Genomic DNA, 25,783 nt, shown 5'->3' on the forward strand with positions numbered 1-25,783 from the left:
CGGAGGGCGTGCGGTTTCGACGGTGACCGCCTACGTCAACCGGCACAGGATGAAGCCGGCCGTCCTCGCGGAGCTGCGGCGGTGCGTGGGGCGCCGGGCGAGGATCACCGTCCTCGGTGACCAGTGGGTGCTGGGCTCCCGCATGGGCCGCCAGCAGATCTTCCCCGACGTGGAATCCCTGGCCGACGCCCTGGTCGACCAGCGCCTCGTCGACCGCAGCGCCCTGCCGGACGACGGCGGCGGGGACTTCGAGCGCGTCCTCGAGGGCGGGCACCACCACGGCGCCCCGCCCCTGGACGCGGGACGGCTCGTGCGGGCGCTGCTCCTCAGCGCCGACACCGTGTGAGCACCGGCTGACGACGACGTCGGGGCGGCTCCCCTCGGACAGCCGCCCCGACATCGACCTGATCCGGCCGGCCCGTCCCCCCCCTTCAGCGGGGGACCCGGGACCGGGCGGTCACAGCCCCCAGAGGGCCTCGAGCCGCTCCGCACGCTCCCGCCGGGCCGCATGGGCCTGCTCCAGGTCCACCGCCCGGAACCGGGTGACCGTGCCGGGGGTGGCCCGGGCCAGCAGGTCCATGTCCGCGGAGATCACGGTGCCCACCATCGCGTAGCCGCCGCCGGAGACCGCGTCCCGGTGCAGCACGATCGGCTGGGTGCCGCCGGGGATCTGGATCGAGCCCACGGCGTAGCCGGCGTCGACGATGTTGGAGGGGTCCGAGCCGGCCCCGAAGGGCTGCTCCCGCTCGATCCACTCCACGCCGGGGCCCTCGAAGCGCAGGCCCATGCGGTCGGCCACCGGGGTGAGCCTCCACTCCTCCTCGACCAGCCGGCGCCGGCCCTCCTCGGTGAGCAGGTGATCGTAGAGCCCCCACACGATCCGCAGCTCCAGCGGCCCGCCGAGCGCGGGCCGGTGGGCCGGCGGGATCTCCTCGATCGAGGGCAGCAGGCCGGTCGGCTCGCCCACGGGCACCACGTCCCCGGCCTCCAGCTTCCGGCCGTGCAGCCCGCCGAGCCGCCCGATCGCGTAGGTGGAGCGGGAGCCGAGCACCTCCGGCACGTCGATGCCGCCGCGGACCGCCAGGTAGAACCGGGCGCCGCCGCGGATCACCCCGAACTTCACGGCGTCCCCCTCGGCCAGCTCGATCCGCGTCCAGGGCGGGCGCTCCTGTCCGTTGACCAGCAGGGGCACGTCGGCGCCGGCCACCGCGATCGTCGTCGGGGCATCCACCGTGAAGGAGGGGCCCATGTAGGTGCACTCCAGCACGGCCTCTCCGGCGGAGTTGCCCACGAGCTTGTTGGCGGCCTGGGCGGACTCCTGGTCCATGGCCCCGCCCTGTGGGATGCCCACGTCGTAGTAGCCGAACCGCCCCTGGTCCTGGACGGTGGTCAGCAGCCCGGGCTGCTCAATTCTCAGCGCCATCGAGGGCCTCCAGGAGAGTGCGGTTGTAGGTGTCGGGGTCGGCGAGCGCGGCTTCGACGTCGAAGGTCACGGGCGCCTGCTTGAACCGCCAGGTGCCGGCCTCGACCTGCTCCTGGATGGAGCGGTACTCGGCCTCGTCGACCGGCCGGAACTTCACGAGGTCCCCGGGCCGGAAGAGGATGAGGAAGTCCCGGAAGTCGGGCAGCTCCTGGGCCGGGTCGTAGATGGGGGCGGCGGCGATGCCGAACATCTGGTAGCCGCCGGCGCCGCGCACGGAGTAGATGCAGGCGAAGCACCCGCCGTGGCCCACGGTCAGCGGGGGCGTGTCCGTGCGGGGGCTGAGGTACTTGGGGACCTCCAGCTGCTGCTCCCGGGGGACGAGCTGGTACATGAACGGCAGGCCGGCCACGAACCCGACCATGGACACCAGCCACGGTGACCCGTGGTGGCGGCGGATGAACTCGGCGGCGTCGGCCAGGCCGTTGACCTGGGCGGCGTAGTCGAGGTCGGTGCCGGAGGGGTCCTGGTGGTAGCCCTCGCGGAAGCGCTGGACGACCTCGGCGGTGTAGGGGTCCTGGTACCAGACCGGGACCTCGATGATCCGGGTGTGCACCCGGTGCTGGGTGGAGGTGCGGGCCAGGCTCTCCAGTTCCTGGGTGCGGCGCTTGAGCTCCTCCGGGGGGAGGACGTCGGGGTCGAAGCGCACCAGCAGGGACGCGTTGGCGGGGCAGACGTCCACCACGCCCTCCAGCTCGAGCCCGGTGAGGCCCTGGGCCACCGTGGTGGCCAGGTAGTTGGCGGTGAGGTTCATCGCCTCGTCGAACTCCACGAACAGGAACTCGTCCCCGCCCCAGGTGTAGCGGGCGGTGGGCAGGTGCAGGGTCTCGGTCACGGTGTGCTCCCCTCGCCGGGCGTCTCGCTGCGCTCTCGGCGGGGCGGTCCGCCGAGCAGCTCGGTCTCGATCCAGGTGGTGTGGTGCTCCACGGCCGCGAACACCGGGTCCAGCACGAGCCGCTGCAGCAGCGGCACCGTGGTCCGGACCCCCTCGATGTGCGTGGCGGCCAGGGCCGCGCCCATCCGCTGCACGGCGGTCTCTCGGTCCTCCGCGTGCACGATCAGCTTGGCCAGCAGCGAATCGTAGTACGGGGCCACCGTGTCCCCGGCGCGCACCCCGCTGTCCACGCGATACTGCTCGCCCTCGGGCCAGTCGAGCCGGCTGATGGTCCCGGGGCTCGGCAGGAAGTTCCTGTCCGGGTCCTCGGCGTTGATCCGGCACTCCACGGCGTGACCGGTGAAGGTGATGTCATCCTGCCGCAGCCGCGTCCGCCCGGTCGAGGCGATCCGCAGCTGCTCGGCCACGAGGTCCACGCCGGTGACGAACTCCGTGACCGGGTGCTCCACCTGCAGGCGGGTGTTCATCTCGATGAACGCCGCCTCGTGCCGGACGGGGTCGTAGAGGTACTCCACCGTCCCCACCCCGGTGTAGCGGCAGAGCCGGGCGAGGTCCACGGCGGAGTCCCGCATGCGCTCGCGGACCGCGTCCGGCAGGTCCGGGGCGGGGGCCTCCTCGACGATCTTCTGCGAGCGGCGCTGCAGGGAGCAGTCGCGGTCGCCCAGGTGCAGGTACGTCTCGCCGTCCCCGAGCACCTGGACCTCCACGTGCCGGGCCCGCTCCACGAAGCGCTCCAGGTACACCGTGGTGTCCCCGAAGCTCGCCCCGGCCTCGGACCGGGCGGTGTCGACGGTGCGCAGCAGGTCCTCCTCGGCGCGCACCAGGCGGATGCCGCGCCCGCCGCCGCCGGCCGAGGCCTTGATCACCAGGGGTACCCGACCTCCCGGGCCAGCGCCAGGACGGCGTCGTCGTCGCCCTCCAGGGGCCCGTTGGACCCGGCGAGCACGGGCACCCCGGCGGCGATCGCGGCCTCCAGGGCGCGGGTCTTGTGGCCCATGAGGTCGATGACCTCGGGGGAAGGGCCCACCCACGTCAGTCCTGCCTCCTGGACGCGGCGGGCGAACGCGGCGTTCTCGGAGAGGAAGCCGTAGCCGGGGTGCACCGCGTCGCATCCGTGCTCCCGGGCCGCGGCCACGAGGGCCTCCGCGTTCAGGTAGGACTTCTGGGCAGGGGCGGGCCCGACGACGGCGACCGCGTCGGCGAGGCCGGCCGCCATCGAGTCCTGGTCGGCCTCGCTGACGGCCAGGACCGTGCGCAGGCCCGCACTGCGGGCGGAGCGGAGGATCCGGACCGCGATCTCGCCCCGGTTGGCCACCAGCAGCGTGGAGATCGCCACGGCTCAGCTCTCCGCGACGACGGCGATGACGTCCCCGGGGTGGACCATGTCCCCGTCGTCGATCCGGAAGCCCTCGAGGGTGCCGGCGGACTCGGCCTGGACCTCCGAGAACTGCTTCATCACCTCGATGAGGCCGATGACCTGACCGGCCTCGACCCGCTCGCCGTCCTGCACGAACGGGTCCTTGTCGGGGGAGGGGCGGCGGTAGAAGACGCCGGGGAGCGGGGACTGGATCTCGGCCATGTCGGTCCTTTCGGTCGGTGCTGCTGGTTCTGACGGGTGGTCCTCCGGGTCCTCCGCCGGGTCAGCCGGCGGGGACGTGGGCGTCGATCGCCTCCCGCACCGCCCGGGCGACCGCCGGCGCCCCGGGGGCTCGGAGTGCACGCAGACGGACTCGAAGCGCATGGGCAGCTCCGTGCCGTCCTGTGCGCGCACGGTGCCCTGCTGCAGGGCCTGCGCCACCCGCTCGGCGGCGGCGTTCGGGTCGGTGGCGTGCGGGGTGCGCTGGATGATCAGCCCGCCCTCGGGGTTGTAGTCCAGGTCCACGTAGAGCTCGGCCACGAACGGCACGCCGCGCTCGGCGCACACCGTCTCGTGGGCGGTGCCGGCCATCCCCAGCACCGCCACGCCGTAGTCGGCGGCGACCGCGGCCACGGACTCCATCAGCGCGGGGTCCTTCGCGACCATGCCGTAGAGCGAGCCGTGCGGCTTGAGGTGGTGCAGCTCCGCGCCGTGCTGGAGGAGGAAACCGGTGAGGGCGCCCACCTGGTAGCGGACCAGGGACTCGACCTCCTCCGGGGTGAGCACCATGGCGCGGCGGCCGAAGCCCCACTGGTCCGGGAGGGAGGGGTGCGCCCCGATCCGCACGCCGTGGGCCACGGCCGCGGCGACCGTGGCGGACATGATGTCCGGGTCCCCGGCGTGGAAGCCGCAGGCGACGTTGGCGAGGTCCACCACCTGCAGCAGCTCCGGGTCGTTGCCGAAGCGGTGCAGGCCGATGCCCTCGCCCATGTCGGAGTTGACGGTGGGCCGGGTGCGGGTCCGTGGTGTGGCCATGGTCACAGCCTAGGGATGTGATGCGCCCGGGGGAACGGGCAGGAGCAACAGCGACGCGCGGCGGACGGGCCGGGCGCCCGGGCAGGGCACCGCATTTACGGCCGTGAAACAGCGCTGACACGGCCCGGCCGCACGGCCTCCCTAGGTTCGCAGGCGAGACCCCTCGACCGAAGGAAGCCGCCATGTCCGAGAAGCTCCTCCCGCCGCCTGCCGATCCCTCCGCGGGAGCACCCGCCCCTGCGGGGGCGCACGCCCCCGGCACCCCCGACCGCGACGTCAGCCAGGCGACCAGGGAGTCCCTCGAGGACTACACGCTGCGCTTCGCCCCGCGCTCCTACCGCAAGTGGGGCCCCGGCGTGGTGGCCACCAGCGCCCTGGGCGGCATCGCCTACCTGGCCGACTTCTCCATCGGCGCCAGCATCGGCATGGCGCACGGCACGGCCAACGCCCTGCTGGGCATCCTCGTGGCCGCGGTCATCATCTTCACCACCGGGCTGCCGCTGGCCTACTACGCGGCCCGGTACAACATCGACCTGGACCTGATCACCCGCGGCTCGGGCTTCGGCTACTACGGGTCCGTGGTCACGAACATCATCTTCGCGACGTTCACCTTCATCTTCTTCGCCCTGGAGGGCTCGATCATGGCCCAGGGCCTCGAGCTGGTGCTGGGCATCCCGCAGGCGATCGGGTACGCGATCTCCACGCTCGTGGTGATCCCCCTGGTGATCTACGGGATGAACACCCTGGCCAAGCTCCAGGTGTGGACCACCCCGCTGTGGCTGCTGCTCATGGTCTTCCCGCTCGCCTTCCTCGTGCTCACCAACCCCGGCTCGGTCGAGACCTTCTTCGCCTACCGGGGCGAGAGCGGCGACGGCGGGGTCAGCATGGCCGCGGTCATGCTCGCGGCCGGCGTGTGCCTGTCCCTGATGGCGCAGATCGCCGAGCAGATCGACTACCTGCGCTTCATGCCGCCCAAGACCGCCGCCAACCGCCGCGCGTGGTGGACCGCCGTGGTCCTGGGCGGGCCCGGCTGGGTGGTCTTCGGCGCCCTCAAGCAGGCCACCGGCCTGTTCATCACGGTCTGGCTGCTGGCCAAGCTCGACCCGGCCGCCTCCGCCACCGCCACCGAGCCCGTCCACCAGTTCCTCGGCGTCTACGAGGAGATGATGCCGACCTGGCTCGCGCTCACCCTGGCCCTGGTCCTCGTGGTGGTCTCGCAGCTGAAGATCAACGTCACCAACGCCTACTCCGGCTCCCTGGCGTGGACCAACAGCTTCACCCGCCTCACCCGGCACTACCCGGGCCGCATGGTCTTCGTCCTGGTCAACCTCGCCATCGCCCTGGTGCTGATGGAGGCGAACATGTTCGACTTCCTCAACACGATCCTCGGCTTCTACGCCAACTGCGCCATGGCCTGGGTGGTCACGGTCGCCACCGACATCGCCGTCAACAAGTACCTGCTCAAGCTCTCGCCCAAGGCCCCCGAGTTCCGCCGCGGCATGCTCTACGCCGTCAACCCGGTCGGCTTCGTCTCGATGCTGCTCTCCGCGGGCATCTCGATCGCCGTGTTCTTCGGGGCGTTCGGCGCCGCCGTGCAGCCGTACTCGCCCATGTTCGCGATCGGCCTGGCGCTGGTCTGCCCGCCCCTGCTGGCCGTGGCGACCCGCGGGAAGTACTACCTGCGGCGCACCGACGACGGCATCGACCTGCCGATGTTCGACGCCGACGGCAACCCCTCCGACGCCAAGCTCCTCTGCCACGTCAGCGGCCTGGAGTTCGAGCGCCCGGACATGCTGCTCTCCGCCGAGCCCGGCCCGCACGGGGAGAAGCAGTACATCTCCTCCCTCGCCCTGGCCACCGACAAGACCGGCCGGTACGTGCTGCCCGCCCAGTCCTGACCGTCCCCGGCCCGCCCGGGCCGGGGCCTCCGTCGGTACCCTGAGGTCGTGTCCGCACCCGAGCTCCGTCCGACGACGACGCTGGTGCGCCGCCTCCTGCAGGAGCAGCTGCCCGCCGCGCTGCGGGCGCTGGCCGAGCTGCCGCCGGTGCCGACCTCTCAGGGCTGGGACAACGCGATGTTCCGGCTGGGGTCCGCCCACGCGGTGCGCCTGCCCGTCCGGCAGGCCGCCGTGCCCTGCCTGGTGCACGAGCAGCGCTGGACGGCCACCGCGAGCGCTCCGCTGGGCGCCCTCGGGATCGAGGCGCCGGTGCCGGTGTTCGCCGGCCGGCCCGGCGCCGGGTACCCCTGGCCCTGGCTGCTCACGCGGTGGGTCGAGGGGGAGGCCGTCGCGCTGCTGCCCGTGGCCCGCCGCGCCCGGCTCGCCACCGATCTGGCCCGGGCGCTGAGCGCCCTGCACGCGCCCGCGCCGCCGGAGGCCCCGCACAATCCCTACCGGGGCGTCCCCCTCACCCAGCGGCTCCGCACCGTGCCCGTCTCCTGGCCGGCCACGGCGGCCGCGCTCGGGCGGGGGACCGCCGAGCGGCTCCGGGGCGTCGTCGAGGACGGGGTGCGGGCCGCGCCCTGGTCCCGGCCGCCGGTCTGGCTGCACGGCGACCCGCACCCCTGGAACCTCGTGCACCGGGCCGGGCGGCTGGCCGGGCTCATCGACTTCGGCGACGTCTGCGCCGGGGACCCGGCCTCGGACCTCGCCGCCGCGTGGCTGGTCCTCGACGCTCCGCAGCGCGCCGCGTTCCGGGCGGTCGCCGAGGGCACCGGGCACTACGACGCCGACGTGTGGCGCCGCGCCGCCGCCTGGGCCGCCCTGTACGTGACCGCGCTGACGGCCGGCCCGGCGGAGGCTGCACCGGACTTCGGCCCCGTCGTCGCGCACGTGGTCCGTGAACTCGGTCCCGCCGGCGCGGCTCGCTAGGTCGCCGGTGCGCGGGTCGCCGAGGCAAGCGGGCCCTCGGCCGCCGGGTCGGAGCACGCGCGGGACGGCCGGGTCAGCGGCGCATGGTGTCCCCGGGTGCCTCCCCGTACTGGGCGCGGTAGGCGGCGGAGAAGCGGCCCGGGTGGGCGAAGCCCCACCGGGCGGCCACCGCGGCCACGGTGTCCCCGCGCGAGGCGGCGGCGAGCAGATCGCGGCGGGCGGCGTCGATCCGGACCGTGCGCAGGTAGGCCATGGGTGTGGTGCCGAGGTGGCGGCGGAAGGCCGCCTGCAGGCCCCGCGGGCTCGGCCGTGCCGCCGCGGCGATCTCGGGCAGGCCGATGGGCTCGGCCAGGTGGGTCTCGATGTAGGCGATCGCCCGTCGCAGCGCCGCGGGGTGGACCGGCGCCGAAGGGTGCGGGTCCTCGCCGTGCTCGAGGAAGCTGTTGGGAAAGGTCTGCAGCACCGCGGTGGCCAGGCCGCGCAGGCTCTGCTCGAGCAGCAGCGGGCTGGCCGCGGCGACCCGGTTGACCATTACGTGCTCGACGACGTGCCCGGCCGTGGCCTGCCAGTACTTCCGGTGGGTCTCGGTGAGCGGGTGGTGCCCCGTGAACTCCAGCCGGAAGTCGGTGCGCCCGATCAGCGCCCGGGCGTGGTCCTCGACGAACGCGGCTTCGACGGTGAGGGTGTTCAGCCCCAGGTCCTTCCACCGGGCCGCGTAGGGGCCGGAGGGGAAGAGGAAAGCGGGCCCCCCGGTGACCTCGGTGCGGTGGGAACGGGCCAGGAATCGGCCGTGGGTCACGCAGCCGATGCGCAGCAGTCCGGTGCTGTCGTTGGCGCCGGTGCTGTCCCAGCCGATCAGCCGCAGCCGCTGGGCGGTCAGCGGCCCGTAGGCGGTGCCGGCCAGGGACAGCTCGAATCTGCTCACCTCCGGTCGCGGCAGGCGCAGACGGCGGTAGGCCTGCTGGAGCGCGGCGCGGCCTTCCTCCGGGTCACGGGTGGTCAGGACCGACCATCCCTCTGATGAGCCCATGGGTCCAGATTATTCCGCTTCACCGTGGGGCGCAGGGGGCCAGGGCGCGGCCGGAGCGCGGCGGCGGGCCGTGGCGACCGGCTCGGGGTTCTCGTGGTCGTGTCCCGGTCAGGGGGGAGGGGCCGTAAACTGGAGCGGGAGGTCCGGTGGGGGGGGGGGCAGCGCCCGGACGTCTCATCCGCGCACAGCGAGTCGACGGGGAGAACACCGATGAGCGCACTGTTCCACCGTGAGGTCACGGTCAGGGAGCCGGAGGCCGTCGCGTCCCTTTTCGCCGAGGTGCGCGTGCCCTTCTCGTTCACCCCTGCCCGTCCGGAGTTCTGCTACCGGCACCGCCACGACGGCGACGAGCACCTGTCGGTGGTGCGGCTGGGCCTGGACGGGCCGTTCTCCTCCTGGGGAGACACCGAGGTGTTCGGCGTCACCGACGGCCGCGCGACCCGCTACGAGTGGTCGACCGGTACGGAGGCCGGCACCGGCCTCCGCTCCCCGGTGCTGTTCCGTCCCGGTCACCCCATTCTGGTCGTCGGGGACGCCCTGGCGGCGACCACCATCAACCTCACCCGTCCGCTGCTGCAGGGAGTCGCCGACACCGTCTACGGCACCGAGGCGCCCGTGGCCTTCGCCTCCGCACGGCCGGTCACCGACCGGCTGGGACGGTACTGGGCCGACCTTGCCGGCATGGCCCGTGACACGGTGGACTCCGCGGCCTTCGCCGAGCCCCTGGTGCGCTCGCAGCTGACCCGCCACCTGGCCGTGGCCATGCTGGAGTGCTTCCCCCTGGTGGGGGATCGCCAGGAGCGGACCCTGTCCATGGCGGCCCAGACACGGGTCTACCGCATCGCGGTGGCCTTCTTCGACGACCACGCCTCCCTGCCCGTCACCGTCGAGGACGCCGCCCGCGCCGCCGGCACCACCACCGAAGCCTGGTGCGCGCCTTCCGGGCCAACCACCCGCGCAGCCTCACCCCGGCCGCCTATCTGCGCACCACCCGGCTGGCCGCCGCCCACGCCGACCTGCTCGCCGGCGACCCCGTGCGCGGGGACACCGTGCGGGAGATCGCCGCGCGCTGGGGCTTCGCCCACCCGGGGCGGTTCGCCGGCGCCTACCGGGCGGTCTACGGCGTGCCGCCGAGGCGGACCCTGGAACGGTGACCACCGGGGCGCGGGGGCCTCCGGATCGCGCGCACGGTCCGGGACGCCGCGCGCGGAGCCCCTGTGGCACGTGTTCGTGCCCGCAGGCCCAACGACGCCCGCCCCGGGCGGCCACCGGGACCACGCCGCGGCCCGGGCGGACCGATGCGGGGAGCGTGGGCCGAGTCCCCCGGCAGATGACTTTGTTGTCGTGTCCCCTGCTTGGGGGATATCCGGCAGGCGCTGTGGCGTCGGCGACCGGTCGGAAACCCCGGCGTTCGTGCCGGCGCGACCGCGTGAGGCCCGGAATCCCGGGCTTTTCGGCCGTTGCGCGACACGGCCGGCGGCGTGTCCCCACAACGGTGGCCTGTCGTTCATACGATGCGTCTGCAAACAACGGAACGATCCAAGGGGACCCCCATGAAGAAGATCGCAGCAGGAGCGGCCGTGCTCGCCGCCGCCGGATTCACCGGCCTGTCCATGGCGCCGGCGACGGCAGCGCCGGTGTTCCAGAACTGCACCGAGGCCAAGAACGCCGGTTACGGCATCATCCTTCGGGGCACGCCCGAGTACAGCCCTGACCTCGACTCCGAAGGTGACGGTCGGGCATGTGAGGCCAACGGTCCGGGCATCGGGTTTCTCGCGCCCGGCGCACCCAACGTTCCTGTTACGCCCGTCCCGCCTGTGGCAGAGCAGGTTGTCGCGGACGGCGTGTTCGACAACTGCACGGAGGCCCGCGCTGTGGGCGCCGTCAACATCCCGGCCTCCGACCCCCGCTACGGCCTGCACCTGGACCGCGACCGCGACGGCTTCGGCTGCGACGCCGACGGCACCGACGACGGTGTTCAGACCGAGGTCATCGTCGACTGGGTGCCCGAGTCCTGGGCCACCGACCAGTACTCCCAGATGGGCCAGGTGCCCGCGGGCGCGGCCGACACCGGTGTCGTCGTCGAGGACGAGTCCCCGGCCGGCGGTGTCGCCCTCGGCGGCGGCCTGGCCCTGGCCGCGGCCGCCGGTGCCGCCGTGGTGGTGCGCCGTCGCGCCGCCCGGGTCTGAGACCGCCCGGCACGTCGAGCCGATCGGATAGGTTGTCGTCCGTGAAGAGCTCGTCCAGCGACCGCCGCAGGGGCCACCTGGCCTCCGCGGCGGTCGCTGTGCTCCTGCTGGCGGGCTGCGCCGGCACCGGCCCCGCGCAGCCGGAGGAGGCGCCGTCCGCCGGCGCGTCCGCCGCCCGATCGTCCGCACCGATCCCGTCGGTCACGACGGCCCCGGAGACCCCAGCCCCGACGCCGCGGGAGTCCGCCACGCCGACTCCCGCCGCCGACCCGGCGGGCACGGCCGTCTCCGCGCCCGTCTCGGTCCGCATCCCGGCCGCCGGCACCGACTCGGAGCTGCTCCACCTCGGCCTGCGCGACAACGGCTCCCTGGACGTCCCCCCGGGTGACCCGGGCGCGCCGGCCGCCTGGTACACCGGCTCGCCCGCCCCGGGGGAGGTGGGGCCTGCCGTGCTGCTCGGGCACGTCAACGCCACCGACGGCGGGCCCGGGGTGTTCGCCGGTCTGCGCGGGCTGGTGCCCGGGGACCGGATCGAGGTGCTGCGGGAGGACGGCAGCACGGCGGTCTTCGCCGTCGAGCGCGGGGAGCAGTACGCCAAGGACGCCTTCCCCACACTGTCCGTCTACGGCAACACCGAGGGCCCCGAGCTGCGGCTGATCACGTGCGACGGCTACGACCCCGCCACCGGCGAGTTCGACGACAACTACGTGGTCTACGCCCAGCTCGTGGACTGATCCCGCGGGGCGTCCGGCGGACGGCCCGGCCTCCGGGGGACAATGGAGGTCCCGCCGAGCGAAGGAGGCCCGGAGTGGACGTGGTCGTCCTGCCCACCCCCGCGGACGTCGCGGCGCACGCGGCCGGCGTCGTGGCCGATCGGATCGTCGCGCAGCCCGCCCTGGTGCTCGGCGTGGCCACGGGCTCCTCGCCCGTGGGCATCTACCGGGAGCTGGCCCGCCGCCGCAGGGAGGAGGGACTGGACCTGTCCCGCCTCGAGTGCTTCGCCCTCGACGAGTACGTCGGTCTGCCCGGCCACGACCCGCACAGCTATGCCGCGTACCTGCGGCGGGAGGTCGCGGAGCCCTTCGGCCTGCCGGCCGAGCGGATCCACGTGCCGGACGGCGTCCGCGCGGACCTGGAGGGCGCGGCCCAGGACTACGAGCAGACGATCGCCGCGGCCGGCGGCATCGACCTGCAGATCCTCGGCATCGGCACCAACGGCCACATCGGCTTCAACGAACCCCTCTCGGCGCTGAGCTCCCGCACCCGGGTCCTGGCGCTGTCCGCGCAGACCCGCGCCGACAACGCCCGGTTCTTCGACGCTCCCGACGACGTGCCCACGCACTGTCTCACCCAGGGGCTGGGCACGATCCTGGAGGCCCGGCAGCTGCTCCTGGTCGCCCAGGGCGAGCGCAAGGCGCAGGCCGTCGCCGCGGCGGTGGAGGGGCCGGTGGCGGCCCGGTGCCCGGCGTCGGTGCTGCAGTTCCACCGCCGCACCACGATCGTGGCGGACGAGGCCGCCGCGAGCCGGCTGACCCTCGGCGGGTACGAGCGTCCCGACACCGGGGCCTGAGCGGGTCCGGCCCCGGGACCTCTGTCCCCGGGCCGGGGGATGCCGCCGCGGCGGGCGGCGCGGGTCGGGCGTCATGCACGCGCGGGGAGCGTCACACAGTGCCCGGTCAGGCCGGACATCGGGGATGCCGCGGCGTCATCTGCGTGCTCGCGGCGCGCCCGGGAACGGATCACGATTTGACACGTGACGCCGCACTCCCCGCCTGCCTACGATGCCTTTGCAAACCCTTCCTCTGCGAGATTGTGGGGACTCCATGAACAAGAACACAGCTGGTGCGGCCCTGATGATGGCCCTCGGGTTCTCGGCGCTGACGGCGGCACCGGCGACGGCCGCGCCGGGTGATCCGATGGTCTTCACCGACTGCGCCACGGCCAACCAGTACGGCGTCTACAACATCCCCGTCGGCTCGGTCAGCTACAGCGCGAGCCTCGTCGACGAGGACGGCGACGGGGTCGTGTGCGAGAGCGCCGACTGGACCTACGACCCCACGCGCATCCCGGTGGAGAACGACCAGGGCGGGTACACCCACACCATCATCGACTGGATCCCCGGTGCGGGTCCCGGCCCCGACGCCCAGCCCGGCGAGGTGCCCGGCATCGACCCGTACACCCAGATGGACGGGGTGCCCGTGGGCGGTGCCGACACCGGCGCGGCCGTGCAGGACGGCTCCGGGACGGGCGGACTCGTCCTCGGCGGCGGCCTCGCACTGGCCGCCGGAGCCGCGGTGGCGGTGCGCCGGCGCAGCACCGCCCGGGCGTAGCCCGAGCCCGTCCGGCGCACCGGGAGCCGATCCCCGTGACGGATCCGACCACCGGCCGCCGCAGGGGCCGCCTGGCCCCTGCGGCGGCCGCACTCCTCCTGCTGCTGCTGAGCGGCTGCGCGGCCGAGGCGCCCGCGCAGCCCACGGCGCCGTCGCCGACGGCGTCCGCGACCTCCTCCCCGCGCTCCTCGCCGGCCGCTCCGGCGGACGAGCCGGCCGGACCCCCGGTGAGGTCGTCGCCGAGTTCGGTCGCCGCACCCTCGGCACCGCCGGCGCCCGGTGCCGAGGCCGCTCCCGTCCCGGCTCCGGGTCCGGTGGCCCTGGCGGCCTCCGCGCCCGTGTCGGTCCGGATCCCGTCGGCGGGCGGTTTCTCCGAGCTGCTGCACCTCGGCCTGCGCGCCGACGGCTCGCTCGAGGTGCCGCCCACCCATCCCGGCGCACCCGCGTCCTGGTACACCGGCTCGCCCACCCCGGGCGAGCGCGGGCCCGCGGTGCTGCTGGGCCACGTCAACGCCACCGACGGCGGGCCCGGGGTGTTCGCCGGTCTGCGCGGGCTGGTGCCCGGGGACCGGATCGAGGTGCTGCGGGAGGACGGCAGCACGGCGGTCTTCGCCGTCGAGCGCGGGGAGCAGTACGCCAAGAATGCGTTTCCCACCCATGAGGTCTACGGCGACACCGTGGGGGCGGAACTGCGGCTGATCACCTGCGACGGCTACGACCCGGCCACCGGGCTGTTCGACGACAACTACGTGGTCTACGCGCGGCTCCTCGCCTGAGCGGCGCTGCCTCTCCCGGGGGAGGCCCGGCGCAGAAAAGGGGGCACGCCTCGGCCGCGCGGCGGAGGTGCAGTCGCGAATTCCCGGGGAGGATGGGAGGGCGTGCTCTGTCCGTACCACCGAAGGAGACCCCTGTGAGCAATCCGTATCCCGACCGGCCCGGCCAGCCCTCCGGCCCGCCCAGCTACAACGCGTCCGGCGGCGACCAGTACGGCGGCGGCCGGCCCGCCGCGGCCCCGCCCGAGCTCGGCCGGCTGCTGACCCTGACCCTCGCCTCGGCGGGGCTCTACCTGCTCAGCCAGCTCGTCTCGCTGTTCACGAGCTTCTCCGGGGACCAAACAGCTGTGCTCGAGGAGTCAGGCCTATCCGCGGACCAGATCGCCTCGCTCCAGGGCACCGCGACCATCACCTCCATCGTGCTGATCGTCGTCGCGATGGCCCTGTACGCCCTGATCTACGTGTTCCTGAAGAAGGGCAAGAACTGGGCCCGCATTCTGGGCATCGTCCTGGGCATCATCAGCGTCGTCTCGACTGTCCTCGGTCTGCTCGTCGGCGGTATGGCGATCGCAGGCCTCGGCATCGTCTCGCTGATCCTTGCGATTGCCTTCGTCGTGGTCAACGTCCTGTGGCTCGTGACCGCGTTCAAGGCCCCGATCAAGCAGTGGTTCGCCCGGCCGCACATGGCCTGATCCGCCGCACCGGCTCCTGACCGCAGCGCCGCCCCGCCGCTCGGCCGGGCGGCGCTGCGCTGTCCGGCCGCGCCTCAGGCCGGCGGAGCGATGACGCGGTCCCGGCCCACGAGCAGCGCGACGCCGCACAGCACCACCATCAGGCCCGCCATGATCAGCAGCGGCGGCTCCCAGCGCCCACCGGCGTCGTACAGGGCGCCGAAGACGGCGGGTCCGACCGCGGCCAGCCCGTAGCCCACGGACTGGGCCATCCCGGACAGCGCCGCGGCCTGCTGATGGCCGCTCGAGCGCAGGCTGAACAGGGACAGGGCCACGACGATGAGGCTGCCGCAGCCGGCGGCCCCGAGCACCACCCACAGCAGCACCAGGCCCGGGGCGGCGGCCAGGCCCGCGTAGGAGACCAGCGCCAGCAGGGCCCCGCCGAACGCCACGGCCCGCTGGTCGCCGAACCGGTGCATCAGCGCCCCGGAGCTGAGGCTGGCCGCCATGCCGACCAGCAGGAACAGGGCCATGTGCGTGCCGGCGGTGGTCGCCGAGACGCCGTGGCTGCGCTCGATGCTGGGCAGCCACGCCATGTAGACGTAGAATGCCACCGACTGCAGGCCCATGAACAGGGTGACCTGCCAGCCCAGGGCAGAGCGCCAGGGCGAGCGGAAGCGGTCCGCTGCCGTCCCGTGCGGGCCGGCGGCGGCGGGCCGCTGCCGCAGCCACGGGAGCAGGAGCAGCAGCGCGAGCGCGGCGAGCACCGCCCACACCGCCAGGGCCAGGCGCCACCCGCCCGTCCCGGCGTGGGCGATGGGCACCACCAGGGCGGAGCCGGCCGCCGCGACCGCGCCCTGGATCGAGGTGTAGAGCCCGGTCACCTGGCTCACCCGCTGCGGGAACTCCCGCTTCACCAGCGAGGGCAGCAGCACGTTGAGGAACGCGATGCCGATGCCCACCAGGGCGGTGCCGAGCCACACGGCCCCGGGCACCGGCGCGGAACGGCCGACGATCCCGGCCGTGAGCAGCAGCAGGGACAGCCACAGCGCCCGGTCCAGGCCCGTCCGGGCCGCCACCGCGGGCGCCACCGGGGAGAACAGCGCGAACATGGCCAGCGGCAGGCCGGTCAGGAGCCCGGCCTGCCCGGCGGAGATGCCCAGGTCGCGGCTGATCTCCTCGAGCAGCGGGCCCACGGTCACGAAGCCCACCCGCAGGTTCACCCCGATCAGCAGCACGCCGAGGAAGCCGAGGCCCCGGCGGGCCCGCCGGGCGGTGGCCGGTGAAGCGTCGGTGAGCACGGTGCGTCCTTTCGGAACGGGAGGCGGGGATCTCCGGACAGCGTACGGGGCGGCGCGCTCCCGGCGCGCCGCCCCTGCGGGGTCCGTGCGGATCAGCTGAGGATCAGGTTCGCCACGAACAGCAGCGGGATGGACCCGGCCCACACCGCGGTGGTGATGCCGGACCAGCCGCGCAGGGCGTCCGTGCCCTGCAGACCTGTGAAGCGGGTGACCACCCAGAAATAGGAGTCGTTGAAGTAGCTGAAGACCATGGACCCGGCGGTGCACGCCAGGGCGGCGACGACGGGGTCGATGCCCAGGGTGCCGACCAGCGGCGCCGACACGGAGGCCGCGGTGATCATGGCGACCGTCCCGGACCCCTGGGCGATGCGCACCAGCGTGGCGATCAGGAACGGCACCAGGAAGGCCGGCAGCGGGGTCGCGGCGATGGCCTCGGCGAGGGCGTCGCCCACCCCGGAGCTGCGCAGCACCTGGCCCAGTGCGCCGCCGGCACCCGTGATGAGCAGGATGAGCCCGGCCGAGGCCGCGGCCTCGGCGAACCAGCCGTGCGCCTTGTTGCGCGGCGTCCACCGGGGCAGCAGGACGTAGAGGGCCAGCACCATGCCGATGATCAGCGCCACGACGGGGTTGCCGATGAACGCGAACGGGACGGCCCAGGCGGAGGGCTCGTACTCGTCGCCGCCGATGACGCCCTGGGCGTTCTGGTCGATGGCTCCCGTGACGGTGTTGAGGATGATCAGGGCCAGGGGGATGAGCAGCGGCAGGGACGCCACGAACGCGCCCACCCGGTGCGGCTTCGCCCCGGCCGGCGGCTCGCCGAGGTCGACGGCGGGATCGGCGGTGACCGGCTGCCGGGCCTCCTCGTCCAGCCCGTCCCGGAGCCCGGCGTCCGAGGTGCCGGCGCCCGAGGAGCCCGTCCCGGCGGCGGCGGACCCGCCCACGCCGGCGGTGGCCACCGTGCCGTAGACGGCCTCGCGCACGTGCTCCTCGACCCGGGGCTCGAGCTGGGGGCCGATCCAGCGCGCGTAGAGGACCACCACGGGCAGTAGGAGCACGGTGAAGACCAGGCCGCCCAGGATGAGCGTGCCGAGGTCCGCCCCGAGGATGCCGGCCACGGCCAGCGGGCCCGGGGTCGGCGGCACGAGGTGGTGGGTCAGGGTCATGCCGCAGCCCAGGGCCAGGGCGAGCGTCACGTAGCCGGCGCGCTTCACCCGGGCGATCGAGCGGGCCAGCGGGTTCATGATCACGTAGCCGGAGTCGCAGAACACCGGGATGGAGACCAGCGCGCCCACGCTGCCCATCGCCCAGGGCTCGCGGCCGTGGCCGAAGACGCGCAGGAAGGCCAGCGCCAGGGCGTTGGCGGCCCCCGAGACCTCGAGGATCTTGCCGATGCCCACCCCGAGGCCGATCACGATCCCGATGGAGGCCAGGGTGTTGCCGAATCCGGTGGTGATGGCGTCGACGATCTCGAGCACGGGCTGGCCCGCGACCAGACCCGTGACGAGCGCGGCGATGAGGAGGGCCACGAAGGCGTCCAGGCGGGTGCGCAGCACCAGGACGATGATGGTGGCGATGCCCAGGACCAGGGCCAGGAGGAGTTGGAGATCCACGGTGATGCAGCTCCTTGCGGACGGTGGAGGACGCGCGGCGCCCGGGCGGCGGTGCCCGGTGCCGGGGAATTGACGGGCGGAACGGTTCATGTGAGGCTAATCACAGATAAGACATCTGACAAGGGGGCAGGGCTGCTGTGACTTCTCCAACGTTCGTCCTCGGCGACGGCACCACCGGCCGCCGGACCGTCCCTCGCAGGCCGGGGTGGCGTGCCGATGGCTAGGAAGTCGCTGGTCGAGTCGGTCGCGGAGGAGCTGCTCGAGCGCATCCTGCGCGGCGAGATCGCCCCGCACGAGGCCCTGCCGCCGGAGGCGCAGATCGCGAGGGAGCAGGAGGTCAGCCGGCTCACCGTCCGGGAGGCGCTCAAGGCCCTGCAGGCGCAGAACATCGTCCAGGTCCGTCGCGGGCTCGGGACCTTCGTCAACCCGCCGGACGCGTGGACCGGCCTGGAGGCCATCCTGAAGGCGGCCTCCCGCGGCGTGGCCTCGAACCAGGTGGCCCTGCGGCTGCTGGAGGTCCGGCGCATGGTGGAGACCGGATCGGCGGAGCTGGCCGCCCAGCACGTGACCGACGCGGACCTCGCCGCCATGGAGTCCGCCGTCCAGGAGCTGGAGCGGGCCCACGCCGCGCAGGACCTCGAGGCCGTGACCGCCGCGGACATGGCCTTCCACGACGCCGTGCTGCGCGCCTCCGGCAACCCGTTCGTGCCCGTGCTGCTGGGCCAGCTCTCCCAGCTGCTCTACACCGAGCGGCGGGCCACCTCGGCCTTCCCGGAGGTCCAGCGCCACGCCATCCGGCACCACCGGCTGGTCCTGGCGGCCATCGCCTCCCGCGAACCCGCGGCCGCCCGCACGGCGATGGAGGAGCACCTGGACCAGACCTACGAGGACTACGAGCACTACATCGGCCGCCCGGCCGCCCCCGCACGCGACCACCCGACCCCGGACCCGCTCGACCACCACAGCACAGGAGATGACTGACATGACCGAGACCCCTGCCTTCCCCGCCCAGCGCACCGCCGTGCTCACCGGCGCCGCCTCCGAGCGGGGCATCGGCCGCGCCACCGCGGACCTGCTCGCGAGCCAGGGCTGGAGCGTGGCCATCCTGGACATCGACGGCGACGCGGCCGCCGAGGCAGCCCGGGACATCGCCGACCGGCACGGCGTGCCGGCGCTCGGGCTGCGCACCGACGTGTCGGACGAGACCTCCGTGCACGAGGCCGTGGCCCGGGTGGAGGCCGAGCTGCCCGCGATCGTGGCCCTCGTGAACTGCGCCGGGATCAGCTCGCCCACCGACTTCATGGACGAGACCCGCGAGACCTGGGACCGGGTCTTCGCGATCAACATGACCGGCACGTTCCTGGTGACCCAGCGGATCCTGGCCGGGATGATCGAGCGGAAGCTGGGCCGCGTGGTCAGCATTTCCTCGATCTCCGCCCAGCGCGGGGGCGGCACCTACTCCAAGTCCGCCTACAGCGCCTCCAAGGCCGCGATCATCGGCTTCACCCGGGCGGTGGCGCGCGAGATGGGCGAGCACGGGATCACGGTGAACTGCATCGCCCCCGGCCCCGTGGACACCGACATCATGGGCGGCACGCTGAGCGAGGAGCGGAAGGCGGGCATGGCCGAGGACATCCTCGTGGGCCGCGTGGGCACCGTGCGGGACATGGCCGCACTGCTCGCCTTCCTCGTCGGCGAGGACGCCGGGTACATCACCGCGGCGACCTACGACATCAACGGCGGGCTGCAGATCTCCTGAGCTCCTGATCTGTGCGGGCTCCCCGCCGCGGAGGCGGGGCGAGGCGCCGTCCGGGCGGGTTCCGGGCGGCGCCTCCGGTCGGTCCGGGCTCCTCGCGGGGGCCGGTGTCGGTGCCGGCCTCAGGCCCCGGCGGCGGGGAGCATCGGTCGGTGCTCGTAGAAGGTCTGCAGCACCACTGTGGTGCGGGTGTTGACGGAGGCCGTGTGGCGGACCTCGTTGACGAGCGCCTCGAGCTCCCTGGGCGAGCCCACCCGGACGAACAGCATGTAGGCGGCGTCCCCGGCCACCGAGTGGCAGGCCTCGATCGCCGTGAGCGGCTGGAGCAGCTCGGGGGCGTTGTCGGGCTGCCGGGGATCGAGCGGGGTGATCTCGATGAACGCCGACAGCGGCCTGCCGACGGCCTCGGGGTCGAGGATCGCCTGATAGCCGACGATCACACCGCTGCTCTCGAGCTTGCGCAGGCGAGCCTGCACGGCCGAGGCGGAGAGGCCGACCCGTTCGGACAGCTGGGCGAGGGTGGCGCGCGGGTCGTGGGACACCTCGGTGGCCAGGCGTACGTCGACAGGGTCGTCCATGGGCCGAACGGTATCAGCTGCTCGGGGCGCGAGGGTTGACAGTCCCCCCGGTGCGTGTGAATCTTCCTGCATGTGAGCGGTGTCACCGTAGAATTTCCGTCGATTTCCCGGATGGGAGGGTTTTCATGTCCACGTCACTGCAGACCGTGTCGGCCGTCATCGGAGAGCCCGAGGTCGTGGAGGACGCCTGCTCCGTGGAGTCGAACCCCGCGTGGCTGCGGCTCAGAGCGGCGGCCACGGACCTGCAGGCGCTGCAGATCGCGGACGGATCGATTCCGGAGGCCTCCGACCACCCGGCGGCGCGCGAGCTCGTCGGGCGGATCGTGGCGTCGGTCGCGGACCTGGCTCCGCTGTTCCCGCACGACGCGGCGTACCTGACGGCCCTGCCGGCCGACTTCGCCCGCTGGGCGGACGGGGGGTTCGGGGCGCCGGACTTCCTGGACTCCCTGGTCGAGTTCCAGCCGCAGCGGCACCGGGTCGACGGCCTCCGGCACCTCGTCGTGTTCCCGATGTGCACCCAGAACGGGTCGGCGCACCGGTACGTCGAGGCCCTGATCGTCGAGGTGATCTGGCCCGAGTTCATCGCCGCGCTCGAGGCCGGGGACTACGACAACGAGCTGTTCGTGTCCCTGCGGCTGATCGACTTCACCCCGGGCTACGACACGAACTCGGCGGTGCTGTTCCCCGAGACGGTCGCCGTGCGGGAGACCCCGCGGTTCACCTGGGGCGCCATCTTCCAGGACCGCGAGGCGGCGCGCTACCGCCGTGTGGTCACCGCGGCCGCCGGCATCACCCAGCTGGACCTGCCCGACGAGGCCGCGGCGCTGCTCGCCGACCAGGACCTGGCCGAGAAGACCTTCGTGATGTGGGACATGATCCACGACCGCACGCACATGCGCGGCGACCTGCCGTTCGACCCCTTCATGATCAAGCAGCGGATGCCGTTCTTCCTGTACTCCCTGGAGGAGCTGCGCTGCGACCTCACGGCGTTCCGCGAGTCGCTCACCATCGAGCGCGCGCTCACGGCGCGCGCGGCGGCCGGCGAGGAGCTCACCGGGCTCGAGGAGCAGACCCGCCGGCACGCCGGGCTCGTGCAGTACGCGGTGATCTTCGACAGGATCTTCCGCTTCGCCGTCACCGGGTCGCGGGTCCGCAACTACGACGGGCTGGGCGGGCAGCTGCTGTTCGCCTGGCTCCACCGCCGGCACGTGCTGCAGTGGCGCGACGTCGAGCTCAGCATCGACTGGGACCGGGTCGCCGACGCGGTGGTCGGGCTCGGCGACGCCATCGACCGGCTGTACTGGGAGTCGATCGACCGGCCGAAGACGGTGCACTGGCTGAAGGCCTACGAGCTCGTCGCCTCCGTGGTCACCCCGCACCCCGCCTCGGCGTGGGCGCAGGGGCTCCCGCGCGAGGTCCTCGCCGGACCGCCGAAGGGGTACACGGACCTGGTGCTGGACGACGAGTTCCCCCTCTCGATGTTCTTCGAGGCGCTCGAGAAGAGGATGCGAGCCGTCATCGCCTCGACGACCGGCATCCGCGCCTCGGACGGCTGAGCGATGACCGACCTGACAGACCTGAGCGGCCGCACCGTGCTGATCGCCGGCGCGACCAGCGCCTCCGGGCTGGCGGCGACCCGCGTCCTGACCGCCGCCGGGGCCCGCGTCGTCGCCACGGGCCGCAGCGCCGAGAAGCTCGCGCCGCTCGCAGCCCTGGGGGCCCGCGTGGACGCGCTGGACCTCGCGGACGAGTACGCGGTGCTCGCGCTCGCCCGCCGGCTGCGCCACGACCGTGTGCCGATCGACGGGCTCCTGCACCTCGTCGGCGGCTGGCGCGGCGGCGGCGGGCTCGCCGGGCAGACGGAGGACGACTACCGGGCGCTCGAGCCTCGTTCTCCGCGCTGCGGCACCTGAGCCGCGCCTTCGACGAGGACCTGCGGGCCTCACCGGCGGGCCGGCTGGTGATCGTGTCCTCGACCGCGGTCGCCCGTCCGCTGGCGGGCGGCGCCAACTACGCCGCGGTCAAGGCCGCCGGCGAGGCGTGGACCCGGGCGGTGGCCCAGGGGTACGCGAGGTCCGCCCGCGAGGCCGGCACCCCGCTGCGGGCCGCGGCCGTGATCTTCCGGGTGCGGGCCCTGGCCGGCCTGGAGGAGCGCCTCGCCACGGCCTGTGCCGGGCTGTGGGGCGCCGAGGCCGCGGCACTGAACGACTCCACGATCGAACTCGACCAGGAAGGACGACGCACCCCATGACGAGGCTGCACGACACGGAGCTGCGGGGATTCGCCTCCGACAACTACTCCGGGGTCCACCCGGAGGTGCTCGACGCCCTGGCCGAGGCCAATGGCGGCCACCAGGCCGCCTACGGCGGGGACGAGTACACGGCACGCCTGCAGGACGTGATCGTGCGGCACTTCGGCGAGGGCGCGTCGGTGTGGCCGGTGTTCAACGGCACGGGCGCCAACGTCGTCGGCCTCCAGTCGATGCTCCCGCGCTGGGGCGCCGTGATCTGCGTGGACACGGCGCACATCCACGTCGACGAGGGCGGCGCCCCCGAGAAGTCCGCCGGCATCAAGCTGCTGCCCGTCCCCGCGGCCGACGGCAAGCTCACGCCCGAACGGATCGCCGCGGAGGCCTGGGGCTGGGGGGACGAGCACCGCGCCCAGCCGCTCGTGGTCCACCTCACCCAGTCCACCGAGCTCGGCACCCTGTACACGCCGGACGAGATCCGCGCCGTCACGGACCACGCGCACGCGCACGGCATGTCCGTCCACCTGGACGGGGCGCGGCTCTCGAACGCGGCGGCCGCCCTCGGCCTGCCCCTGCGCGCCTTCACCACCGACGCCGGCGTCGACGTGCTCAGCCTCGGCGGCACCAAGAACGGGGCGCTGGGCGCCGAGGCGGTGGTGGTCCTGAACCGGGCCGCGTCCCAGGGGCTGGTCCATCTGCGCAAGCACCAGATGCAGCTCGCGTCGAAGATGCGGTTCGTCTCGGCCCAGCTGCTGGCGCTCCTGGACGGGGACCTGTACCTGCGCACCGCCGGCCATGCGAACGCGATGGCCCGGCGCCTGCGCGACGGCATCGAGGCGGGCATCGCCGACGGGTCGATGCGCGGTGTCGCCTTCACCCAGCCGACCCAGGTGAACGCCGTCTTCGCCGTCCTGCCCGGCGGCGTCGCCGACCGCCTCCGGCGGCGCTTCCGGTTCTACGACTGGGACGCCGCGACGGGCGAGGTGCGCTGGGTGTGCAGCTTCGACACCACGGCCGGGGACGTCGACGCCTTCGTGGCGGCCCTCCGGTCCGAGCTCGCGGCCGAGCCGCAGGCGGTGGGATAGCGCCGGGACCTCCGTGCGGGGCCGGGAACCGAGGGGAGGACGGCGATCCGTCGTTCCCCGGCGCCGCCGGCGTCCTCACCCGCCGTCGAGGAGGTGCCGATGTGCCAGCCCATCCGCCCACGCTATCCCGGGGCCGCAGCCGGTCCCGCCGCGTCGTCGTGGTGCCCGTCCCCGGGGCCGGGCACCACGACGACGGGCCCGCTCACCAGCGGGGGTGGACGCTCTCGCGGAAGTAGGCGTCGTAGATCCGGCGGACCCCCTCGTCGAGGTCACGGCCCAGGGACCCGGTGTCCGCGGCCGAGGCGTTGGCGCGGGCCTGCTCCACGCTGCGCGCCCCCGGGATCACCGTGCTGACGCCCTCCTGGGCGATCACCCAGGCGAGGGCGGCCTGGGCGGTGGGGGCGCCCTCCGGCAGCAGCTCGGAGAACTCCCGGACCGCCTCGAGGCCGCGCTCGAAGTCGACCCCGGAGAACGTCTCGCCGACGTCGAAGGCGCTGCCGGTGCGGTTGTAGTTGCGGTGGTCGTCCTCCGCGAACCGGGTGTCCTTCGTGTACTTCCCGGAGAGCAGGCCCGAGGCCAGGGGCACCCGGGCGATGATCCCGACGCCGGCCTCCCGCGCCGCCGGCAGCACGGCGTCCAGTGGCTTGAGCCGGAAGGCGTTGAGGATGATCTGCACCGTGGCGGTGTTCCCGCGCGCGATCGCGGCCAGGGCCTCGTCGGTGCGCTCCACGCTGACGCCGTAGTGGCGGATCGACCCCTCCTCCACGAGGGTGTCCAGCGCGTCGTAGACCTCCTGGTCGCTGTAGACCGGGGTGGGCGGGCAGTGCAGCTGGACCAGGTCGAGGGTGTCGGTGCCCAGGTTCCGGCGGGAGCGGTCCACCCACTGCCGGAAGTGGGCCAGGACGTAGTTCTCGGGGACCTGGTCCACGCGCCGGCCCATCTTCGTGGCCACGGTGATGTCGAGCTCCGGGTGCTCCTGCAGGAACGCCCCGATCGTCTGCTCGCTGCGCCCGTCGCCGTAGACGTCGGCGGTGTCGAAGAAGTCGACCCCGGACTCCACGGCCGCCTCCAGGACCGCGGTGGCCTCGGCCGGCTCGACCTCGCCCCAGTCGGCGCCCAGCTGCCAGGTGCCCAGGCCCACGGTGGAGACGGTGCGTCCGGTTCGGCCCAGTGTGCGGTGTTCCATGCGTCGTGTCGTCCGTTCCGCGTTCGGTGGGAGTCCTCCGCCTCCGCGGGGGACGGCGCCCCGCCGATCGGGTGGCACCGGGGTCAACCATGCGGTGCGGCGGCCTCCGCGCGCAAGCATCCCCGCCGCGCCGGCCCCGCCGCCGGGGGCCGGGGGCGTCCCGGATGTGCCCGGCCGAACCCGTGGAGTACCGTTTCGGCCATGATCGACGAGGACGGCGCACGCGCCGCGCGCCCTCAGCGCGCCCCGAACATCCGGGACGTGGCACGGGCGGCCGGGGTCTCCCACCAGACGGTCTCCCGGGTGCTCAACGGTCACCCGAACCTGCGGGACTCCACGCGCCGGCGGGTGCTGGAGGCCATGGAGGAGCTGCGCTTCCGGCCCAACCGGGCCGCGCGGGCCCTGGTCACCAGCGAGTCCCGGATCATCGGGGCCCTGGTCTCCTCGGGCGCCGAGTACGGGCCCACGGCGAGCCTGCAGGCGGTCCAGACCGCGGCCACCGAGGCCGGCTACGTGGTGGACACCGCGCACATCGACCACGCGGACCGGGCCTCCATCGAGGCGGCGCTCGACCGGCTGATGGGCCACGCGGTCGAGGGGCTGGTGCTGCTGGCCCCGCAGTCGGCCACCCTGGAGGTGATCGAGCAGCTCTCCATCCGGATCCCCTTCGTCACGGTGCACTCCCTGCACGGCACGGACCACCGGATGTCGGTGGACCAGCTGGCCGGCGCCCGGCGGGCCACCCGGCACCTGCTCGAGCTGGGCCACCGGCGGGTGCTGCACGTGCCCGGCCCGGAGGGCTGGGTCGAGACCGACGCCCGGCGCCAGGGCTACCGCGAGGAGATGGCCGCCTGGGGGCTCGAGCCCGCGCTCGCCACCGCGGGGGAGTGGACGGCGGAGTCCGGCTACCGCGTGGGCCTGGTGCTGCGCGAGCGACGGGACTTCACCGGCGTGGTCTCGGGCAACGACCACATCGCGCTCGGCCTGGTGCACGCCTTTGCGGAGACCGGGCTGCGCGTGCCGGAGGACATCAGCGTGGTCGGCTTCGACGACGTCCCCGAGTCGGCGCACTTTCTGCCGCCGCTGACGACCGTCCGGCAGGACTTCCCCGAGCTCGGCCGGCGCTGCGTGGCGGTGCTCCTGGCGGAGCTGCGCGGCGACGGCCCTGTCCAGGCCGGGGACGTGGTGCCCGAGCTCGTGCGGCGCCGCTCCACGGCGCCGCCGCCCGCCTGACCCCCCCCGATCCGTCCGTTACCAAACCGTTATGTGACACTGTGGTGCACCTCACTCCATGGCGGTGTACGTTGTCCCGGACATGCAGATGTGACCGTTCACATTCGGCTCCGGCGGCAACCGACCGCCGGGTCCGGGCGGAACGGCTCGAGCGAC

General features: G+C 73.7%; 25 protein-coding genes and 1 pseudogene. 16 read left to right on the plus strand and 10 right to left on the minus strand.

Annotated features, from left to right (window positions below):
* The first annotated feature begins 22 nt into the window (after nucleotides 1-22).
* The gene (locus BJF77_RS05135) at nucleotides 23-346 is read left to right on the plus strand and encodes a hypothetical protein (RefSeq protein WP_075871480.1); all 324 of its coding nucleotides are present in this window, start codon (nucleotides 23-25) and stop codon (nucleotides 344-346) included.
* Nucleotides 347-457: 111 nt separating this feature from the next.
* On the opposite strand, the gene BJF77_RS05140 is transcribed toward BJF77_RS05135, so the two are convergent.
* Genes BJF77_RS05140 through BJF77_RS05160 form a run of 5 tightly spaced genes read right to left on the minus strand, consistent with a single transcriptional unit; the run spans nucleotide 458 to nucleotide 4,767 of the window.
* Complete coding sequence (locus BJF77_RS05140) at nucleotides 458-1,423, minus strand: biotin-dependent carboxyltransferase family protein (protein ID WP_075871481.1); 966 nt, start codon at nucleotides 1,421-1,423, stop codon at nucleotides 458-460.
* A complete protein-coding gene (locus tag BJF77_RS05145) occupies nucleotides 1,407-2,315 on the minus strand; it encodes an allophanate hydrolase subunit 1 (protein ID WP_083664975.1) in 909 nt (302 codons plus the stop codon). Before BJF77_RS05145 ends, BJF77_RS05140 begins: the two co-directional genes overlap by 17 nt.
* A complete protein-coding gene (locus tag BJF77_RS05150; protein WP_255396138.1) occupies nucleotides 2,312-3,241 on the minus strand; it encodes a hypothetical protein in 930 nt (309 codons plus the stop codon). Before BJF77_RS05150 ends, BJF77_RS05145 begins: the two co-directional genes overlap by 4 nt.
* Complete coding sequence (locus tag BJF77_RS21425; RefSeq protein ID WP_255396139.1) at nucleotides 3,238-3,711, minus strand: biotin carboxylase N-terminal domain-containing protein; 474 nt, start codon at nucleotides 3,709-3,711, stop codon at nucleotides 3,238-3,240. The genes BJF77_RS05150 and BJF77_RS21425 overlap by 4 nt, the downstream gene beginning before the upstream one ends.
* A 3-nt stretch (nucleotides 3,712-3,714) precedes the next feature.
* Nucleotides 3,715-4,767 (minus strand): acetyl-CoA carboxylase, encoded by a 1,053-nt coding sequence (locus tag BJF77_RS05160; protein ID WP_255396140.1) that lies wholly within the window; start codon nucleotides 4,765-4,767, stop codon nucleotides 3,715-3,717.
* 182 nt (nucleotides 4,768-4,949) lie between these two features.
* Here BJF77_RS05160 and BJF77_RS05165 point away from each other — a divergent pair, with 182 nt between their 5' ends.
* Both BJF77_RS05165 and BJF77_RS05170 read left to right on the plus strand, forming a co-directional pair.
* A complete protein-coding gene (locus BJF77_RS05165) occupies nucleotides 4,950-6,665 on the plus strand; it encodes a cytosine permease (protein ID WP_075871482.1) in 1,716 nt (571 codons plus the stop codon).
* A 48-nt stretch (nucleotides 6,666-6,713) separates the two neighbouring features.
* Nucleotides 6,714-7,637, plus strand: a complete 924-nt coding sequence (locus BJF77_RS05170; protein ID WP_075871483.1) for an aminoglycoside phosphotransferase family protein — start codon at nucleotides 6,714-6,716, stop codon at nucleotides 7,635-7,637.
* A gap of 73 nt (nucleotides 7,638-7,710) precedes the next feature.
* Here BJF77_RS05170 and BJF77_RS21005 read toward each other — a convergent pair whose 3' ends face one another.
* A complete protein-coding gene (locus BJF77_RS21005) occupies nucleotides 7,711-8,667 on the minus strand; it encodes an AraC family transcriptional regulator (RefSeq protein ID WP_075871484.1) in 957 nt (318 codons plus the stop codon).
* Between the two features lie 929 nt (nucleotides 8,668-9,596).
* Between BJF77_RS21005 and BJF77_RS21430 the strand changes: the two genes are divergently transcribed.
* The 7 genes from BJF77_RS21430 (at nucleotide 9,597) to BJF77_RS05210 (ending at nucleotide 14,651) form a co-directional block, all read left to right on the plus strand.
* Entirely contained in the window at nucleotides 9,597-9,821 is a 225-nt protein-coding gene (locus BJF77_RS21430; RefSeq protein ID WP_255396141.1) for a helix-turn-helix domain-containing protein, read from the plus strand.
* Nucleotides 9,822-10,220: 399 nt separating this feature from the next.
* Nucleotides 10,221-10,856 carry an excalibur calcium-binding domain-containing protein gene (locus tag BJF77_RS05185; RefSeq protein WP_158041187.1) on the plus strand — a complete coding sequence of 212 codons (636 nt, stop codon included), beginning with the start codon at nucleotides 10,221-10,223 and terminating at the stop codon, nucleotides 10,854-10,856.
* 41 nt (nucleotides 10,857-10,897) lie between these two features.
* Entirely contained in the window at nucleotides 10,898-11,590 is a 693-nt protein-coding gene (locus BJF77_RS05190) for a class F sortase (protein ID WP_075871487.1), read from the plus strand.
* 74 nt (nucleotides 11,591-11,664) lie between these two features.
* A complete protein-coding gene (nagB, locus tag BJF77_RS05195; protein ID WP_047803598.1) occupies nucleotides 11,665-12,426 on the plus strand; it encodes a glucosamine-6-phosphate deaminase in 762 nt (253 codons plus the stop codon).
* A gap of 253 nt (nucleotides 12,427-12,679) precedes the next feature.
* Nucleotides 12,680-13,186, plus strand: a complete 507-nt coding sequence (locus BJF77_RS05200) for an excalibur calcium-binding domain-containing protein (RefSeq protein WP_139318445.1) — start codon at nucleotides 12,680-12,682, stop codon at nucleotides 13,184-13,186.
* Nucleotides 13,187-13,221: 35 nt separating this feature from the next.
* Complete coding sequence (locus tag BJF77_RS05205) at nucleotides 13,222-13,962, plus strand: class F sortase (RefSeq protein ID WP_075871489.1); 741 nt, start codon at nucleotides 13,222-13,224, stop codon at nucleotides 13,960-13,962.
* A gap of 134 nt (nucleotides 13,963-14,096) precedes the next feature.
* Nucleotides 14,097-14,651, plus strand: a complete 555-nt coding sequence (locus BJF77_RS05210) for a hypothetical protein (protein WP_053004925.1) — start codon at nucleotides 14,097-14,099, stop codon at nucleotides 14,649-14,651.
* 74 nt (nucleotides 14,652-14,725) lie between these two features.
* Here the strand turns inward: BJF77_RS05210 and BJF77_RS05215 are convergent, their stop codons facing one another.
* Complete coding sequence (locus tag BJF77_RS05215; protein WP_047803595.1) at nucleotides 14,726-15,931, minus strand: MFS transporter; 1,206 nt, start codon at nucleotides 15,929-15,931, stop codon at nucleotides 14,726-14,728.
* 92 nt (nucleotides 15,932-16,023) lie between these two features.
* The gene (locus BJF77_RS05220; protein ID WP_075871490.1) at nucleotides 16,024-17,541 is read right to left on the minus strand and encodes a GntP family permease; all 1,518 of its coding nucleotides are present in this window, start codon (nucleotides 17,539-17,541) and stop codon (nucleotides 16,024-16,026) included.
* 216 nt (nucleotides 17,542-17,757) lie between these two features.
* On the opposite strand from BJF77_RS05220, the gene BJF77_RS05225 reads away from it, so the two are divergent.
* Together BJF77_RS05225 and BJF77_RS05230 are read left to right on the plus strand one after the other, a co-directional pair.
* A complete protein-coding gene (locus tag BJF77_RS05225; protein ID WP_075871491.1) occupies nucleotides 17,758-18,522 on the plus strand; it encodes a FadR/GntR family transcriptional regulator in 765 nt (254 codons plus the stop codon).
* A 1-nt stretch (nucleotide 18,523) separates the two neighbouring features.
* The gene (locus BJF77_RS05230) at nucleotides 18,524-19,300 is read left to right on the plus strand and encodes an SDR family NAD(P)-dependent oxidoreductase (protein WP_047803592.1); all 777 of its coding nucleotides are present in this window, start codon (nucleotides 18,524-18,526) and stop codon (nucleotides 19,298-19,300) included.
* A 119-nt stretch (nucleotides 19,301-19,419) separates the two neighbouring features.
* Here the strand turns inward: BJF77_RS05230 and BJF77_RS05235 are convergent, their stop codons facing one another.
* Nucleotides 19,420-19,875: an Lrp/AsnC family transcriptional regulator gene (locus BJF77_RS05235; RefSeq protein WP_075871492.1), complete on the minus strand. Its 456-nt coding sequence runs from the start codon at nucleotides 19,873-19,875 to the stop codon at nucleotides 19,420-19,422.
* Between the two features lie 125 nt (nucleotides 19,876-20,000).
* On the opposite strand from BJF77_RS05235, the gene BJF77_RS05240 reads away from it, so the two are divergent.
* The 3 genes and pseudogenes from BJF77_RS05240 (at nucleotide 20,001) to BJF77_RS05250 (ending at nucleotide 23,208) form a co-directional block, all read left to right on the plus strand.
* Nucleotides 20,001-21,431, plus strand: a complete 1,431-nt coding sequence (locus BJF77_RS05240; RefSeq protein WP_075871493.1) for a DUF6421 family protein — start codon at nucleotides 20,001-20,003, stop codon at nucleotides 21,429-21,431.
* 3 nt (nucleotides 21,432-21,434) lie between these two features.
* A pseudogene (locus tag BJF77_RS05245) lies at nucleotides 21,435-22,126 on the plus strand (SDR family NAD(P)-dependent oxidoreductase).
* The gene (locus tag BJF77_RS05250) at nucleotides 22,123-23,208 is read left to right on the plus strand and encodes a low specificity L-threonine aldolase (protein ID WP_075871494.1); all 1,086 of its coding nucleotides are present in this window, start codon (nucleotides 22,123-22,125) and stop codon (nucleotides 23,206-23,208) included. Before BJF77_RS05245 ends, BJF77_RS05250 begins: the two are co-directional and overlap by 4 nt.
* Before the next feature lie 202 nt (nucleotides 23,209-23,410).
* Here the strand turns inward: BJF77_RS05250 and BJF77_RS05255 are convergent, their stop codons facing one another.
* On the minus strand, nucleotides 23,411-24,394 hold the full coding sequence (locus BJF77_RS05255; protein ID WP_075871495.1) for an aldo/keto reductase: 984 nt from the start codon (nucleotides 24,392-24,394) through the stop codon (nucleotides 23,411-23,413).
* A gap of 201 nt (nucleotides 24,395-24,595) precedes the next feature.
* Between BJF77_RS05255 and BJF77_RS05260 the strand changes: the two genes are divergently transcribed.
* On the plus strand, nucleotides 24,596-25,627 hold the full coding sequence (locus BJF77_RS05260) for a LacI family DNA-binding transcriptional regulator (RefSeq protein ID WP_047803586.1): 1,032 nt from the start codon (nucleotides 24,596-24,598) through the stop codon (nucleotides 25,625-25,627).
* Nucleotides 25,628-25,783: the final 156 nt, after the last annotated feature.

The organism is Kocuria sp. CNJ-770, from assembly GCF_001942375.1.
GTDB lineage: Bacteria > Actinomycetota > Actinomycetes > Actinomycetales > Micrococcaceae > Kocuria > Kocuria oceani.

Coding starts and splice junctions, on each gene's coding strand:
- BJF77_RS05250 (WP_075871494.1), top strand. CDS start 22,123: ATGACGAGGCTGCACGACACGGAGCTGCGGGGATTCGCCTCCGACAAC.
- BJF77_RS05255 (WP_075871495.1), bottom strand. CDS start 24,394: ATGGAACACCGCACACTGGGCCGAACCGGACGCACCGTCTCCACCGTG.
- BJF77_RS05260 (WP_047803586.1), top strand. CDS start 24,596: ATGATCGACGAGGACGGCGCACGCGCCGCGCGCCCTCAGCGCGCCCCG.
- BJF77_RS05225 (WP_075871491.1), top strand. CDS start 17,758: ATGGCTAGGAAGTCGCTGGTCGAGTCGGTCGCGGAGGAGCTGCTCGAG.
- BJF77_RS05200 (WP_139318445.1), top strand. CDS start 12,680: ATGAACAAGAACACAGCTGGTGCGGCCCTGATGATGGCCCTCGGGTTC.
- BJF77_RS05140 (WP_075871481.1), bottom strand. CDS start 1,423: ATGGCGCTGAGAATTGAGCAGCCCGGGCTGCTGACCACCGTCCAGGAC.
- BJF77_RS05185 (WP_158041187.1), top strand. CDS start 10,221: ATGAAGAAGATCGCAGCAGGAGCGGCCGTGCTCGCCGCCGCCGGATTC.
- BJF77_RS05240 (WP_075871493.1), top strand. CDS start 20,001: ATGTCCACGTCACTGCAGACCGTGTCGGCCGTCATCGGAGAGCCCGAG.
- BJF77_RS21005 (WP_075871484.1), bottom strand. CDS start 8,667: ATGGGCTCATCAGAGGGATGGTCGGTCCTGACCACCCGTGACCCGGAG.
- BJF77_RS05235 (WP_075871492.1), bottom strand. CDS start 19,875: ATGGACGACCCTGTCGACGTACGCCTGGCCACCGAGGTGTCCCACGAC.
- BJF77_RS05165 (WP_075871482.1), top strand. CDS start 4,950: ATGTCCGAGAAGCTCCTCCCGCCGCCTGCCGATCCCTCCGCGGGAGCA.
- BJF77_RS05160 (WP_255396140.1), bottom strand. CDS start 4,767: ATGGCCACACCACGGACCCGCACCCGGCCCACCGTCAACTCCGACATG.
- BJF77_RS05230 (WP_047803592.1), top strand. CDS start 18,524: ATGACCGAGACCCCTGCCTTCCCCGCCCAGCGCACCGCCGTGCTCACC.